Origin of the sequence: Paraburkholderia sp. RHO2 (genome assembly GCF_050955445.1) — a bacterium.
GTDB lineage: Bacteria > Actinomycetota > Actinomycetes > Mycobacteriales > Mycobacteriaceae > Prescottella > Prescottella agglutinans_A.
In genome coordinates, this window is sequence record NZ_CP162618.1 from 542,136 (window position 1) to 554,993 (window position 12,858).

Consider the following 12,858-nt stretch of genomic DNA (forward strand, 5'->3'; position numbering starts at 1 on the left):
GGCGGGCAGACGCTCGTCTCGGTCTCTCACTCGACGGTTTGGCGGAACAGCTGGCGGGGAAATCGATCTCGCCCTCGCCCGCCCATTCCCCGTGATCGCTTCTGCCTGCCAGCCAGGGTACGTTCGGGTCCGCAGAGAAGTCCGACGTGCTTGAGGAAGTTGAGTGGATCGCACCGGCGTACAGATCGCCGCAGGAAGGTCTGCGCGAAGGTGGGCGAGGCGGGCCGCCATGCCGGCGTGGGTGGGCGTCACACCCAATACGGCACGCGGGACCGATACTTACGGAGGGCGTAGATCGCGAGCGCCCATCCGGCCGCGGTGCAGCCCAGGACGATGTACCAGTGATAGGCCCGCTGGTCCTGTCCGAGCAGTGGCGCCCGAATGATCTCGAGATAGTGGTAGAGCGGGTTGATCTCCGCGATACGAGCTCGTTCCGCGGCACGGTCTTCGAGGGCCTGCGTGGTCCACATGACTGGGGTGAGCACGAACAGCAGCAGCGTCAGGCTGCTCAGGATCGGGGCGATGTCGCGGTGGCGGGTGGCGAAGATGCCGAACAGGATTGACGCCCAGAGGGTGTTGAGGACAAGTAGACCGAAGGCGGGGATCGCGGCCAGGTCGGGCCATGTCAGGTGTCGCCACACGCCGAACAAGAACAACAGGATCACGTAGATCACCAGGTTGTGGGCGAACAGGAGCAGCTGTCGCCACACCAGGCGGTAGACGTGCACGCTCAGCGCCGACGGCAGCTGCTTGATCAGGCCCTCATTGGCGATGAACACCTCGGAGCCCTCAAGGATCGACGCACTGATCATCGTCCACACGATCAAGCCGACGGTGACGTAGGGGAGGAGGAAGTCGAGAGGAACATGAAGCAGGAAGGCATAGAGCAATCCCATTGCGGTCGCCTGCACACCGGTGGCGATCGTGATCCAGAACGGACCGAGCACCGACCGGCGGTATCGCTGCTTGATGTCCTGCCAGCCGAGGTTGAGCCACAGTTCGCGCTGCCTGAACCCGTCGCGGAGGTCCTGGAATGCGCGACGGAACGTCTGGGAGTCGGCACGGATGTCGGCAGGGCGATCCGGCACGTCGACGGAGGATAGTGGCATGGAATCCGAGGCTAGCGGCGCTGCGTGTAATCCCAGGTGATCGCGGCGTCGAGTCACGGTTCCTACTGACGGAGAGTAGGGATCAAAGACAGGGTGAGTGTTCTTGTGGACCGGCCACTCCGACATTGCCTGCGAGGCGACCGCTCGTCGCGCCAGCATCCGGGCGGAGCCGGGATTGCTCAGGGGTGACCGTGGTGTGGTCCACTCGCTCGCCGGAGCCAATCTGCCGCCAGGGCCTGCCATCGGCAGTCCGCCAACGCAACCCGCGCCCGCTCTTCCCCGTGCCGTCTCCGACGCCGCCAGCGCTGCGCACTCGGAGTCGTCGAACGTCTCACGGTCGCGGACCAGGCGAGCTCATTTGCCGAGCCGGGTCGCATCCTCTCGTTTGGCCGGTACCGCAAGCGCCTCGAGCGTGCCCAGGACAACCGTGACTGGGACGCCGTAGACCCAACCGTCCGTCAGAGCGCGGTGGAATGGTTCGATCTTCCCGTTGGTCGGGGGGCACTAGGGGCGAGTTCGCTTGTGCGTGATGCCGAGATCGGCGCAGGCATCACGCCAGGCTCGGCCTGCAACCATGGCCGTGCGGGATCTTCCCACCGCTTGCAGCGGATATAGGCTTGACTATCGGAACCGAGGGAGGGGTCCCCATGACGATCACGATGAATGCCGAGGAGCGTGTCGCGGACCTGCGCCGCCAGACGGCGCGAGAGACCGTAGCCCGCATCACCAAACTCCGCGACCTGCGGCAGCTGCACGAGAACGACGGGTACACGCAGGTTCAGCTCGCCAAGATCCTCAAGGTCAGCCAGCCCTCGATCAGCGACATGCTGCGCAGTGCCCGCATCGACGCACCGGATGTGCGGCCAGGCACTCACGGCGGCACCGCGTACGAGATCGCTGCCCGTTATGCCGCCGGTGAACTCGATCGAGATGTCGCGCTGCGCGAGCTGATCGAATGGCAGTACGAGCCGCCGGCCGAGCCGAACCCGTTCCCGTGGGTGAACGACGGCGCCCCGGTGGTCGACGGCAGCTTCCAGAACCAGGTCGTTCGAGCGAAGAGGGTCGGGTTCCTCACCAGCGAGGACTATGTAGCCCTGTTCGATGCGCTGACGGACGACTGAGCGGTGCTAGAACCGAGAGGTGCTGACCCCCGACGAGATCGACGCCCGCCGGAGTTTCCTCGACGCCATGTCCGCCGAGGACCAACCCCTCACCACTGACGCCCCACACGCATCGTGTGAATAATCCGCTCTGGTTCCAGTACCTCGGCTGCAAGTTGCAGGCAATGCCCGTACGTGTAGAGCTCCACGAGTAGATACTTGAGCGCTGGATGGATTCGAACCATCGACGTCGGCGCGAATCTTCTCCACTACCGCGCCAGAGGATTGCTGCTGCTGTCCTGGTCGGTGCTGCCGGCGTCAGCGACAGACGGATACATGGCGTCGAGCACTTCCTGCCGGGACCGGGCGGTGGGTGACTGCGCGAGAGCGACCGCACCCAGCATGCGGGTCGTATCCGACAGGTCCGGGAGGACCATCGAGGAACTGAGGCGAGCGATCGCCTCCTGAAGTCCGGTGTTCTGTGACATGCCGGTGCCGGAGAGTGGGGCGTGCAGCTCGGCCGAGAGCGCAGCAAAGAAGTCAGGATTCGATGCCGAGCTGGCGGCGATCCTGTTGTACAGCGTGGCCAGATCCGGTGCCGGGGAAATTCGTTGGCCCAACGCCCGGGTCGACTCGGGAACCCCTGCTTCCTCGAGCAGCCGGTCGAGCAGGCCCGAGCCGTCGCCGAGCGCGGACCCGTACCGGTGCGCGTACGGCCGCAACGCCGAGACCACCGCGTCGGGGTCGGCGCGGTTGGTGGTGACGGCATCGCGGACGATGCCCGCCAGGTGGCCGCCGTCGAGATGATCGGCCGCGAGGTCTTCGATCGTGGCGAGGACCGTGGTGGCGGGCAGACCGTCGAGCAGGGTCCACCGTTCCCGGCCGAGCTGCGCGACCCGATACCGGACATCGCCGAGCCGGGACTGCTTCCGGCGGGAGGTGGTGAACTCCATGACGTCCGCATCGACGTCACCGAGGCGATGGAGCCTGGCCGCGGAGCGATGGGAGACCACCGCCGGCTGCGGTGCGTCGAGTCGCTCGCCCGCGGTCGCGGCGGGCTCGATCAACAGCCACGCCGCCCGGATCTGCTCGTCCGGGACGCTGGGGGCGCCCCCGATCCGGTAGGCGCCGTGGCGGAGCCGCTCGACGGTGCCCTGGTTGGACAGGCGGGCGAGTTGCTGGGTGGAGAACCCGAGGACCTTGGCCTGGGCGGTGGTGAACAGACCCCACTGCCCCGCAGCGAGGTCCGCCAAGTCCAGGATGCGATAGTCACTGCGCATGCTGCAATAGTAACAACGATGTTGTAACTATTGCAGTTATCTGGGCGGTAGTCGCAGTAAAGGCCGATCAAGCCTGCTTGTCATCGAGGAGTCGGGTGCGGAGTCGGCCGAACTCGTCGCCCCAGCCCGCCTGGTCGGTTCAAGCGAGCCCGCCAAGCTCGATTACGGTGCCCGTTTCCTTCGCGGGGTAGATCCGCACCCAGACGCGGCGACGCTTGATGCACCCAGGGCGAAATGGACCTTCGCCTGATCGACAGAACCAAGGGCTATACGTCCTTTCAAGAAGCCGCCGCCCACGCAGCGTTCGTTCAGGTAGATCGCTCCGGCGGTCGCGATACCTGCTGAGGTGAGGGACATCGGCATCGTCGGTGCGGCGGGTCCCCTCGGACCGGGACGCCGCCCGCCGTGATCCGGGCCGCCACCGCCGTGATCCGGGCCGCCACAACGGGGTCCGGGAAGAGGTACGGCGCGCTGGTCTCGGGTCGTGACGCAAGCGCAGCCCTCCTACAACCCTGCCGACGACCAAAAACACGCCGAACAGCAGTTTTGTCGGTGATGGTGCGTAATGACAATTTACGTCGGTCACCCCGTGCCAATCATGAGTGAGCACAGGCGAGCGCTGCGGGGATCGTTTCCCGCTGGAGGGGTCTCGGATCTCGACTGCGGCGGCGGGCGTCCACCTGCGCCCCGCGTTTCTCATCGTTCCGACGCTGTCGGCTGGTCTGTGCGCTGCCTCCGTTTCCGGCAGTCTTGGCCGATAGCATCGGCCGTGTGACTACTGTGTGGAAGGGCTTATGACGGGACGTCGAACGCTTTCCGTCGAAGTCGAATCCGTGGCGATCGAGGATGGCGAGATACCGCCTCCTCGAGTCGGTTCGGTGATCGCGTTCCCGCTCCGGTTCGTCGAACTGCCCTCCGCCGGTGACGGGGTGGTCACTGTGCGCGCGCTCCTCGAAGCGAGCGCTCGGCCGCCGATCTGGCAGTACGCGGGCGAAGACACCCCCCGCCGATGGGAGTGGTGCGGGCTGCTGCGCGGGGATGGCTGGACCGCGTCGTGGCGTGGCTTTCGGCCGTTGACCGGCCGGGTCGAGCTCACCGGCCGCTTCTACGGAGTCATGGGTTACGACACCGAGGGACATGTCCGCGGCCGCGTCACCAGGGTCCGGATTGTCAGCGAGCGATTCCGTCGCAGGCCGGGGACCGCCGGTTCGTGGCACATGGTGTCCGGGTACCGGCAGTTGCGGGATGTCGATGCCGCACCACGATTCTTCGACCGCGATGGGTTGTTCGAACACGATGGTGACGAGGCCGACTCCGATGTCGGAGCGTTGATCGACCTCGATCTCGACGACGTCCCGGATCTGCCCGCACGTCCCAGCATCGTCGCCGGTGACATCTCTGCCGCCGCGGGGCTGTTGTGGGTGATCGACAGCTCCCTGCCGCTGGCAGTGAGCATCGACGCCGACCGCACTGTCCACGAATACGTGCTGCCCGGGGCCATCGGGAGCTCTCGCCGTATCTGGGCGACCCCGGACGGCTGCTGGATCGCCGGCGGTGATGGGCTGTTTCGGGTCGACGCGGGCGAAACACCACGTCACGTCGATGACATCCCGGTGCTCGCCGGAGCTGTACTCGGTGAAACTCTCCTGGCCTGCCGGGCGGAAGGCAGGTGGACACTGCACGGTCCGGACGGACATCCGATCGAGATGAACGCTCCGGACGGGCATGTGGCATCGGTAGCGGTCGATGACGACGGTTTTGTCGTCGCCGTTCGCGCCGGGGACTCTGCCTTCCGGCTCGTGCGCGTCCGCCCGGCCGGTGAGCTGACTATCGGGCCGATCCTTCCGCACACCAATAGGCAGTACCGCGTCTTCCTCGCCGGCACACCGTTGCGGGTGTTCCTCGGCGAACACGCGGCACCCGTTCGCGCCGATCTCACCCTCGGAGTCCCACGCACCCTGCCGCGAGGACTCATGGCGGCCGGTCAGGTCGGGCCGTATGTGTGGTTCACCGGCCATCCACCGGATGGGACCGGTCGATCAGGCTGGTGGCCCCTTCCCGGACCGGTCACCTACGACCGCAGTCGTCAGTTCTGGCTGTTCACGCTGCTCGACGGACGGACCCTCGAACCGGTCACCAGCACACCGATCTTCGCGACGCGCCCACGCGTGACCATCGACGACCACGGAACGGTGTGGGTGGTCGCCGACGGAATCAGACCCATCCCCGACACCACGATGCAGTGGCCGAACGAACTCGACATCGCGGCACTGATCGACGCATCTCGCAGCCGCGCGACCGACTCTGCTGAGCGATCGCGGCAGACCGCACGAGATAGAACCGATCGGAGCGGCGGCTGACCGGTTCCGTCGGAGACGATGCAACCTCGTGCGCTACCTTGCCCGCATGAACCAATCCGGCGGGGCTGTCGCGGACCATCACCAATTCGTCCTGGGTTCCCCGACAGCGGAAACCTACGAACCGTCGGAGACCGGCAGCGTCATCGAGGTCGGACAGAACTTCGTCACCGTCATGACCGGCATCGCCTACGGTCCGGTGTCGTTGACCGTCGAGATCCTCGACGATGAACCAGCCTTCGACGCCGCCCAATCCGTGTGGGACGTCGTCGAGGAAGCAACCCTGAAGGTGACCAAGTCCTTCCACGTGATCACCCTGGGTGGGGAGAAGCTCCCCGACTTCGACAAACTCGCGATCGGCCGTGGCATGCACAGGTTCCGAGTGTCCGGACGTGGGCGTGACACCCACTGGGACCTGGGCGTCGACAACCCCACCGAGGAGTACCTCGTGCAGGTGTGGCGGGTGACCCGGCCGAACGAGATGGTTCGACTCCACAAGACGGACACCGCGTGGGACCAGGAGATCGTCACACCCGACCCGCAACTGGTGGGACCCCGATCCGGCCGCGGACGCGTCCATGTACCTGAGGGTCGACACGAGAAGATGGCAGAGGCGGCGAAGCAGGAGGCCATCCGGTGGGGTGGAAGACCACCGTCCGAGAAGTTGAGCCGGTGCCCACAAGCGATCGACATCGCCGGAGTCGATCGCGCCCTTGCGGACGCGATCACGAGGGCCCGCCTGCCGAAACTTCGGAGCATCACCGTCTGGGCCGTCCGACGCGCGTACACCATCGCAGGCATTGCCGACCGGGACTGGATCGCGCCGGCGCTCGACGCGCTCGAAGACGGCAACCGGGCGGTGCCGTGGCCGTTCGGCCGAAACAGCCAGGAGCAGCTGTGGCAGGCGTTCCAGGACGACCCCACCATCGACACCACGGTCACCGGAAGCGGCCCGGTCCCCGCGCCGGTCATCGCGATGGGCGCGGTGCGGGACGCGTCGGAACTCCTCGCGCTCGACCCACTGCAGGGCACGTTCCAGAGCCTTCGGACTGCAGCGCGGACCGATGACGGGAACTACCAAGCACTGATCCGCGATCTACGAGCGACGTTCTTCCCCAAGCTGATGCCCGCCGACCAGTACGAGCGGTGGATCTGAGCGCCCGCCCGCCACAATGCGCGGGGGTACTCGTGGGCGCCCGCGGTTCCGCGATCACCATGCCATTTTCACCGCTCAGAACCGTGCCATCCACCGCTGAAGATCACACGCCGATCCTGGACGTTCGGTGTTCCGAAACTCATGTCGGAAACATTAGCGTCGAAAACTCAACTGTCGGTGGGTTATAGAACACTCACGGCCCGTGAGCGAACTTTTGGGCTAGGCGAGGGTCTCGACCGCCGACCAGACCCTCGATCTGCAGAGCGACGCGCTGAGCGCCGCGGGCTGTTCGAGGATCTGGACCGAGACCGCGAGCGGTGCGACGACGGCCCGGCCCCAACTCGACGATCTGCTCTCGCATCTGCGGTCCGGCGACACTTTGGTGGTGTGGCGGCTCGACCGACTCGGCCGCTCCCTGCCGCACCTTCTACAAGTCGTCACCGACCTCGAGGAGCGCGGTGTCGGGTTCCGGTCGGTCACCGAGTCCATCGACACCACCACCACCACCGGCAAACTCATCTTCTCCATCTTCGGTGCCCTCGCCGAGTTCGAGCGCAATCTCATCCGCGAACGCACCTCCGCCGGCCTCGCCGCCGCACGTGCCCGCGGGCGGGTCGGCGGGCGCCCGCCGAAGATGACCCCGAAGAAGATCAAGCAGGCAGAACTGATGCGGGACAACGGCATGAGTCAGCTCGAGATCGCCGAGATTCTCGGCGTCGGCCGCACCACGTTGTACCGCCACCTCAAGTAGACGAGACGCTGAGCACCAGCTCTTCGCCGACGCGCAGGCGAGGTGACGCGCAGGCGAGGTGAGGACCGAAGCCGAATGTCACCGGATAGCCACGCGCATATCGGAATTGTGGAGGGGACTGGCTCAGCCGGTCAGACCTCGCCTGGAATGAAAGGGGTCTCCTGGTAGACGCAGTAGTTCAGCCAGTTGGCGTACAGAAGGTGCCCGTGGCCGCGCCATCGGTTGAGCGGGAGGGCGGTGGGATCGTCGCCGGGGAAGTAATGCGCCGGAACCGGGACCGGGAGTCCTTGTTCGCTGTCGCGGCGGTATTCACGTGCCAAGGTGTCCGCGTCATATTCCGGGTGACCGGTCACGAAGATCTGGCGGCCGTCCGCGGTGGCTGCCAAGTAGACCCCGGCCTCCTCGCTCACTGCCAACACGTCGACCTTACCGGTGGCTTCGATGTCGGCGGCGTGGACATCGGTGTGCCGTGAGTGCGGCGCTAGGAACTCGTCGTCGAACCCGGTGACGATCGGCGAAGGCACGCCAGTGATTCGATGGGGGAATACACCGGAGAGTTTCTGTGGGACTTCGTGTTTGCGGACACCGTAGTGGTGGTAGAGGGCCGCCTGCGCGCCCCAGCAGACGTGGAGAGTCGACTGCACGGAGCTGCTGGACCAGTCAAGGATCTTTGTCATCTCCGGCCAGTAGTCGACGTCCTCGAAGTCGAGTCTTTCGATCGGAGCCCCGGTGATAATGAGGCCGTCGAAGTGCATGTGAGCCACGTCATCGAAGGTTGAATAGAACGATTCGAGATGCTCTGCAGAGGTGTTGCGCGAGACATGGCTGGCCATGTGCAGCAGAGTGATCTCGATCTGCAGCGGAGTATTGCTGAGTAACCGCAGCAACTGCGTCTCGGTGCTGACCTTCGTAGGCATCAGATTCAAGATGGCGATCCGCAGAGGGCGAATATCCTGATGCCCAGCCCGCTCATCGGACATGACAAAGACTCGCTCCGCCTCCAGGATGGCCCTGGCGGGAAGATCGCGTGGCACGGTGACAGGCATCGCCGAGCAGCTTAGTCCCCGTCCGGTTGCCGGCAGGGATCGGAGCTTCAGTAGCTCCAGCGGCCCGGACGAATGCGCCGCGCAATCACGAAGGATGCAAGGGACAACTGCTTCTGCCGCAGCAAGCCCCTACAGTGGATCCGACGAACGGATCGTCAGTACGAGCGGGGAGGAATGCTGTGGCGAGGATTCTGGTCGGCGCAGCAGTCAGCGTGATTGCCGTCGTGACTGCCGGCACGATCGCCTATGGAACCGCTTCCGAGCCGGGAAGGGCGGAGCAGATCTCGCCGATTCGTTCTGGGGCGCCCATCGACAACCACGATTGGGAGAAGGATCCGCTCGTTGTGGGACCGGAACCGCTCACGAACGAAGACTTCGCTCGTGACGCCTACGACCCGTCCGAGGTAGGCCGTGAGCCGACAACCGAGGGACAGGGATTCTTCCCTCCGGCCAACTGATCTCCGCTCTCGACTTCGGGCCGCGCGACGCCGGCTCTGGCGAACGCCATCCCCGCAAGCAGGACATGCCCGGCTTTACAGACACCAAGGCTGTGCCCACCTCGTCCGGTCGATTCGATCGCGCCGGTCAACTCCGCACGTGACTCTTCGGGCTCCTCCTCGGACCACGCCCCGGACATCCCTGCCACTTTCATCCCTCAGTACCGTGCCACCTATCGCTGAAAGTCACAGACCGGGCGCGGTGGATGATCCGAAACTCGTGTCTATAACTGATGTTTCAGAATGAGCGGTGTCGGTGGGTATGGAACACTGCTCGCCCGTGAGCGAACTTTTGGGCTGCGCGAGGGTCTCGACCGCCGACCAGACCGTCGATCTGCAGAGTGGCGCGCTCAGCGTCGCCGGGCGTTCGCGGATCTGGACCGAGACAGCTAGCGGTGCCACCACAGTGCAGCCGGAACTCGATGACCTGTTCTCGCGCCTGCGCGATAGTGGGACAGTCAGGTGTTGAAACCCTCCGAATGTAGGCAGGTCTGTGCTTCCTGTGGGACCATTCCGGGCTTGATCCGATTGCGGCAAGTTAAGGCTCAGCGTGGGGCCAGGCTTCGCAGGGCCAGGGCGAGGACACGCGACATGTCGTCGGTGTCGTGGCCCGTCCCGGGTTCGCACCCACGGTCGGCGACCAGGTGGTTGGACATCGCCATCCCGTGTAGCAGGACCCAGAGCAGTGGGCCGACATCCCTGATGTCGCCGGCGATCAGGGTGTGGCTCCGCTGCGCCTCGACGACGAGTTCGTTGAAGTAGCTGTTGAAGTCGACGGCGGCGTCGGCGAGCACCCGGCTCGGGTTGATCGTGTAGTCGTCGCCGAACTCGAGCCGGTAGTGGTTCGGGGAGTCCCAGGCGACGCGGACGTACGCCAGGCAGGCCCGAAAGAGCGGGGTAGTGGCCGTCGAGGCGTCCGCGGCGGCGCGCTGCATCTCCTCCTGACGGAGCCGCACCTGCTCGAGCGATGGTTGATGCCTTCACTCGGGTTCGTCGCTTCTGTGGGAGCGCAATTCACCTTCGTACTACCTATTCAGCCGGTCGGCGACATCTCATGCAAAGTTCTGGCGGTCCGGCCTGGTGAGCAGTTGATCTTCAGCTGGGTGGACCTGCGGGCCGAGAATCCTGCGCGATGGGTTGTCGACTGGATGGTCCAGCCGCACGGCCGTGGCACGCGACTTCTGTTGATGCAAACAGGTTTTGACATCAGTGATCGCCGACAGAAGATGGTGCGCAACGCCATGGAGCGCAACTGGAAAGTGGTTTTGTCGCGACTCGGAGAAGTACTTGACCGTACCGGAACATGAGGATCACGTTCGTCTCGGCGAACCCGATCGCGAGCGTCCACTCGGCCGCGGTGAAGCCCAGGACGATGTACCAGTGGTAGGCCTGCACGAGGGCGGCGCCAGAGGCGGATCCGGACCGCTTCACTATCTCGAAAACTGTCGAGGATGTTCCGGCTCCGGGGGAAGTACCCATGCTCTGCGACGCGGATCGAACTGGTCCCACACATCGCGGCGTGACTAGTAGGCAGGGGTGGGGTGTCAGCGAGGCGCAGCACTACGGACAGCAATGAGCGTGCCCCGACTACATCCAGCCGTTGTCGCTGAGGCGACTGGTGGAAGGTCAGGCCGTCAGCGATTTGTACGGGGGTACAGCGAATTCGGTTTGGACGGCAGTGGCGTTCGCATTAGCGTGTCATGACATGGCACGGGATGAGCGCGGTGTTACCGCCCAAAGTGAAGACTTCGCTGCCTGGTACAACGAGGTGGTCGTCAAGGCTGGCCTCGTCGACCGAGGCCCGGCCAAGGGCACCATGGTCATCCGACCGTATGGCTACCGATTGTGGGAGCTGCTGCAGGCCGAGATCGACTGCCGGATCAAGGAAACCGGTCACGAGAACGCCTACTTCCCGATGCTGATACCCGAGAGCTATCTGAATCGGGAAGCCGAGCACGTCGAGGGGTTTTCTCCGGAGTTGGCCGTAGTCACCCATGCCGGTGGCAAGGAACTCGAGGAACCGCTGGTTGTTCGGCCAACCTCGGAGACGATCATCGGCGAGATGATGGCCAAGTGGATCGGTTCGTATCGTGATCTTCCTCTGCTGCTGAATCAATGGTCGAACGTGGTCCGTTGGGAATTGCGCCCCCGGATGTTCCTGCGCACCACGGAGTTCCTTTGGCAGGAGGGGCACACTGCACACGCCGACGAAGCTGATGCCCGTCGAGAGACGATGATCGCGCTCGACCTCTATCACGAGATTGCCCGTGATCTTGCGGCAATGCCGGTGGTGCCGGGGGAGAAGACACCGGGTGAGCGGTTCGCCGGTGCGGTTGCCACATACACAATCGAGGCCATGATGCGCGACGGCCGCGCGTTGCAGTCAGGGACCTCGCACTACATGGGCACGAACTTCGCGGCGGCCTTCGGGATTCGTTACACGAGCGATTCTGGTCGTGAAGAACTGTGCCACACCACATCATTCGGGATGAGTACCCGGATGATAGGCGGAATCGTGATGACACACGGCGACGACAAGGGGCTGGTGTTGCCGCCGCGGGTGGCGCCGCACCAGGTGGTCATCGTGCCGATCACTCGCGGCACGAGTGCCACGGCGGTTGAAGACGCCGCCGACGACATCGCTCGTCGTCTGCGCGAGGTGGGCGTGCGAACCCACGTTGATTCGCGCACTCAGCTGACGCCCGGGTTCAAGTACAACGAGTGGGAGATGCGCGGTGTCCCGATCCGGCTCGAGCTCGGTCCCCGCGATCTCGAGGCTGGCAGCGTGATGCTCGTCAAGCGTGTCGGCGATGACGGCAAACAATCCGTTGCGATCGACGCACTGCCTGCGCTCATGCCCGGGATTCTGGACGACTTGCAGGCGTTCCTGCTCGCGCGCGCCGCTGGGTTCCGCGCTGGCCGTACGCGCACAGTGGATACCTGGGAGGAGTTCGCCGACGCGGTATCCACCGGGTGGGCACTGGCGCTGCACTGCGGCGCATCCGAGTGTGAGGACGACATCAAGGCGTTGACCGCGGCAACGCCGCGCTGTGTTCCGGCGGATGGCCCGAATGACTCGGGCAGCTGCGTTCGATGCGGTTCGTCCGCCGTCTATGGGAAGCGGGTTGTCTTCGGGCGCGCCTACTAGGTGTCGGCTTGGAGCGGAGCGGGCCTGCCATCTCGAAGGTGCGCTTCCGGCGGTGCCGCGCGCTGTCTGGGGATCGATAGCGGGCGGTCAGTAGGGCGGTGAGGTCCGTGATCGATCTGACGGATACAGATACGGGGACGCGCAGCGCGAGGCCGGTGAGCTTCCCGTCGAGCTCGGGGATGACGCGCCCGATCGTGCTGGCGGGCGCCCGAGGAGGTTGGGATCGTGGACAGGGCGGCGGCGCGGGCACGCCGGAGGTCGCTGTGCGGGGCGTCGTGGAGACCCTGGTCGCTCGTGCTCGTGTAGGCGTGGATCGTCGTCATGAGCCCGGATTCGATGCCGAACGCCTCGTGCAGCACTTTCGCCATCGGGGCGCGGCAGGTTGGTGGTGCAGGAACCGTTCGCGAAAACGGC

The 12,858-nt window shown here is 65.1% G+C and carries 12 protein-coding genes and 2 pseudogenes; 8 read left to right on the forward strand and 6 right to left on the reverse strand.

Going from position 1 to position 12,858, the window contains the following annotated elements:
* Window positions 1-248: 248 nt before the first annotated feature.
* Entirely contained in the window at window positions 249-1,109 is an 861-nt protein-coding gene (gene wzm, locus ABTV10_RS27620; protein WP_499035522.1) for a galactan export ABC transporter permease subunit Wzm/RfbD, read from the reverse strand.
* A gap of 647 nt (window positions 1,110-1,756) precedes the next feature.
* On the opposite strand from wzm, the gene ABTV10_RS27625 reads away from it, so the two are divergent.
* Window positions 1,757-2,230: a hypothetical protein gene (locus tag ABTV10_RS27625; RefSeq protein WP_499035523.1), complete on the forward strand. Its 474-nt coding sequence runs from the start codon at window positions 1,757-1,759 to the stop codon at window positions 2,228-2,230.
* Window positions 2,231-2,478: 248 nt separating this feature from the next.
* Here the strand turns inward: ABTV10_RS27625 and ABTV10_RS27630 are convergent, their stop codons facing one another.
* Window positions 2,479-3,489 (reverse strand): type IV toxin-antitoxin system AbiEi family antitoxin domain-containing protein, encoded by a 1,011-nt coding sequence (locus ABTV10_RS27630; protein ID WP_499035524.1) that lies wholly within the window; start codon window positions 3,487-3,489, stop codon window positions 2,479-2,481.
* 67 nt (window positions 3,490-3,556) lie between these two features.
* Window positions 3,557-3,709: pseudogene (locus tag ABTV10_RS27635) on the reverse strand (cytochrome c biogenesis ResB family protein); the annotation flags it as partial.
* A 658-nt stretch (window positions 3,710-4,367) separates the two neighbouring features.
* Here ABTV10_RS27635 and ABTV10_RS27640 point away from each other — a divergent pair.
* The 3 genes from ABTV10_RS27640 (at window position 4,368) to ABTV10_RS27650 (ending at window position 7,753) form a co-directional block, all read left to right on the forward strand.
* Entirely contained in the window at window positions 4,368-5,849 is a 1,482-nt protein-coding gene (locus ABTV10_RS27640) for an NHL repeat-containing protein (protein WP_499035525.1), read from the forward strand.
* Between the two features lie 46 nt (window positions 5,850-5,895).
* Window positions 5,896-7,002, forward strand: coding sequence for a hypothetical protein (locus ABTV10_RS27645; RefSeq protein WP_499035526.1), 1,107 nt, complete (start codon window positions 5,896-5,898; stop codon window positions 7,000-7,002).
* A 256-nt stretch (window positions 7,003-7,258) separates the two neighbouring features.
* Window positions 7,259-7,753, forward strand: a complete 495-nt coding sequence (locus ABTV10_RS27650) for a recombinase family protein (protein WP_499035943.1) — start codon at window positions 7,259-7,261, stop codon at window positions 7,751-7,753.
* Between the two features lie 131 nt (window positions 7,754-7,884).
* On the opposite strand, the gene metA is transcribed toward ABTV10_RS27650, so the two are convergent.
* Window positions 7,885-8,799, reverse strand: a complete 915-nt coding sequence (metA, locus tag ABTV10_RS27655; RefSeq protein WP_499035527.1) for a homoserine O-acetyltransferase MetA — start codon at window positions 8,797-8,799, stop codon at window positions 7,885-7,887.
* Window positions 8,800-8,978: 179 nt separating this feature from the next.
* Between metA and ABTV10_RS27660 the strand changes: the two genes are divergently transcribed.
* Together ABTV10_RS27660 and ABTV10_RS27665 are read left to right on the forward strand one after the other, a co-directional pair.
* A complete protein-coding gene (locus ABTV10_RS27660; protein WP_499035528.1) occupies window positions 8,979-9,257 on the forward strand; it encodes a hypothetical protein in 279 nt (92 codons plus the stop codon).
* 301 nt (window positions 9,258-9,558) lie between these two features.
* Entirely contained in the window at window positions 9,559-9,765 is a 207-nt protein-coding gene (locus ABTV10_RS27665) for a recombinase family protein (protein ID WP_499035945.1), read from the forward strand.
* 76 nt (window positions 9,766-9,841) lie between these two features.
* Here ABTV10_RS27665 and ABTV10_RS27670 read toward each other — a convergent pair whose 3' ends face one another.
* Window positions 9,842-10,231 carry a hypothetical protein gene (locus tag ABTV10_RS27670; RefSeq protein WP_499035960.1) on the reverse strand — a complete coding sequence of 130 codons (390 nt, stop codon included), beginning with the start codon at window positions 10,229-10,231 and terminating at the stop codon, window positions 9,842-9,844.
* On the opposite strand from ABTV10_RS27670, the gene ABTV10_RS27675 reads away from it, so the two are divergent.
* Both ABTV10_RS27675 and proS read left to right on the forward strand, forming a co-directional pair.
* Window positions 10,136-10,603 carry an SRPBCC family protein gene (locus ABTV10_RS27675; RefSeq protein ID WP_499035529.1) on the forward strand — a complete coding sequence of 156 codons (468 nt, stop codon included), beginning with the start codon at window positions 10,136-10,138 and terminating at the stop codon, window positions 10,601-10,603. The genes ABTV10_RS27670 and ABTV10_RS27675 overlap by 96 nt on opposite strands.
* Window positions 10,604-11,001: 398 nt before the next feature.
* Window positions 11,002-12,444, forward strand: a complete 1,443-nt coding sequence (gene proS / locus ABTV10_RS27680) for a proline--tRNA ligase (protein ID WP_499035530.1) — start codon at window positions 11,002-11,004, stop codon at window positions 12,442-12,444.
* An 88-nt stretch (window positions 12,445-12,532) separates the two neighbouring features.
* On the opposite strand, the pseudogene ABTV10_RS27685 reads toward proS, so the two are convergent.
* Window positions 12,533-12,849: pseudogene (locus ABTV10_RS27685) on the reverse strand (erythrose-4-phosphate dehydrogenase); the annotation flags it as partial.
* Window positions 12,850-12,858: the final 9 nt, after the last annotated feature.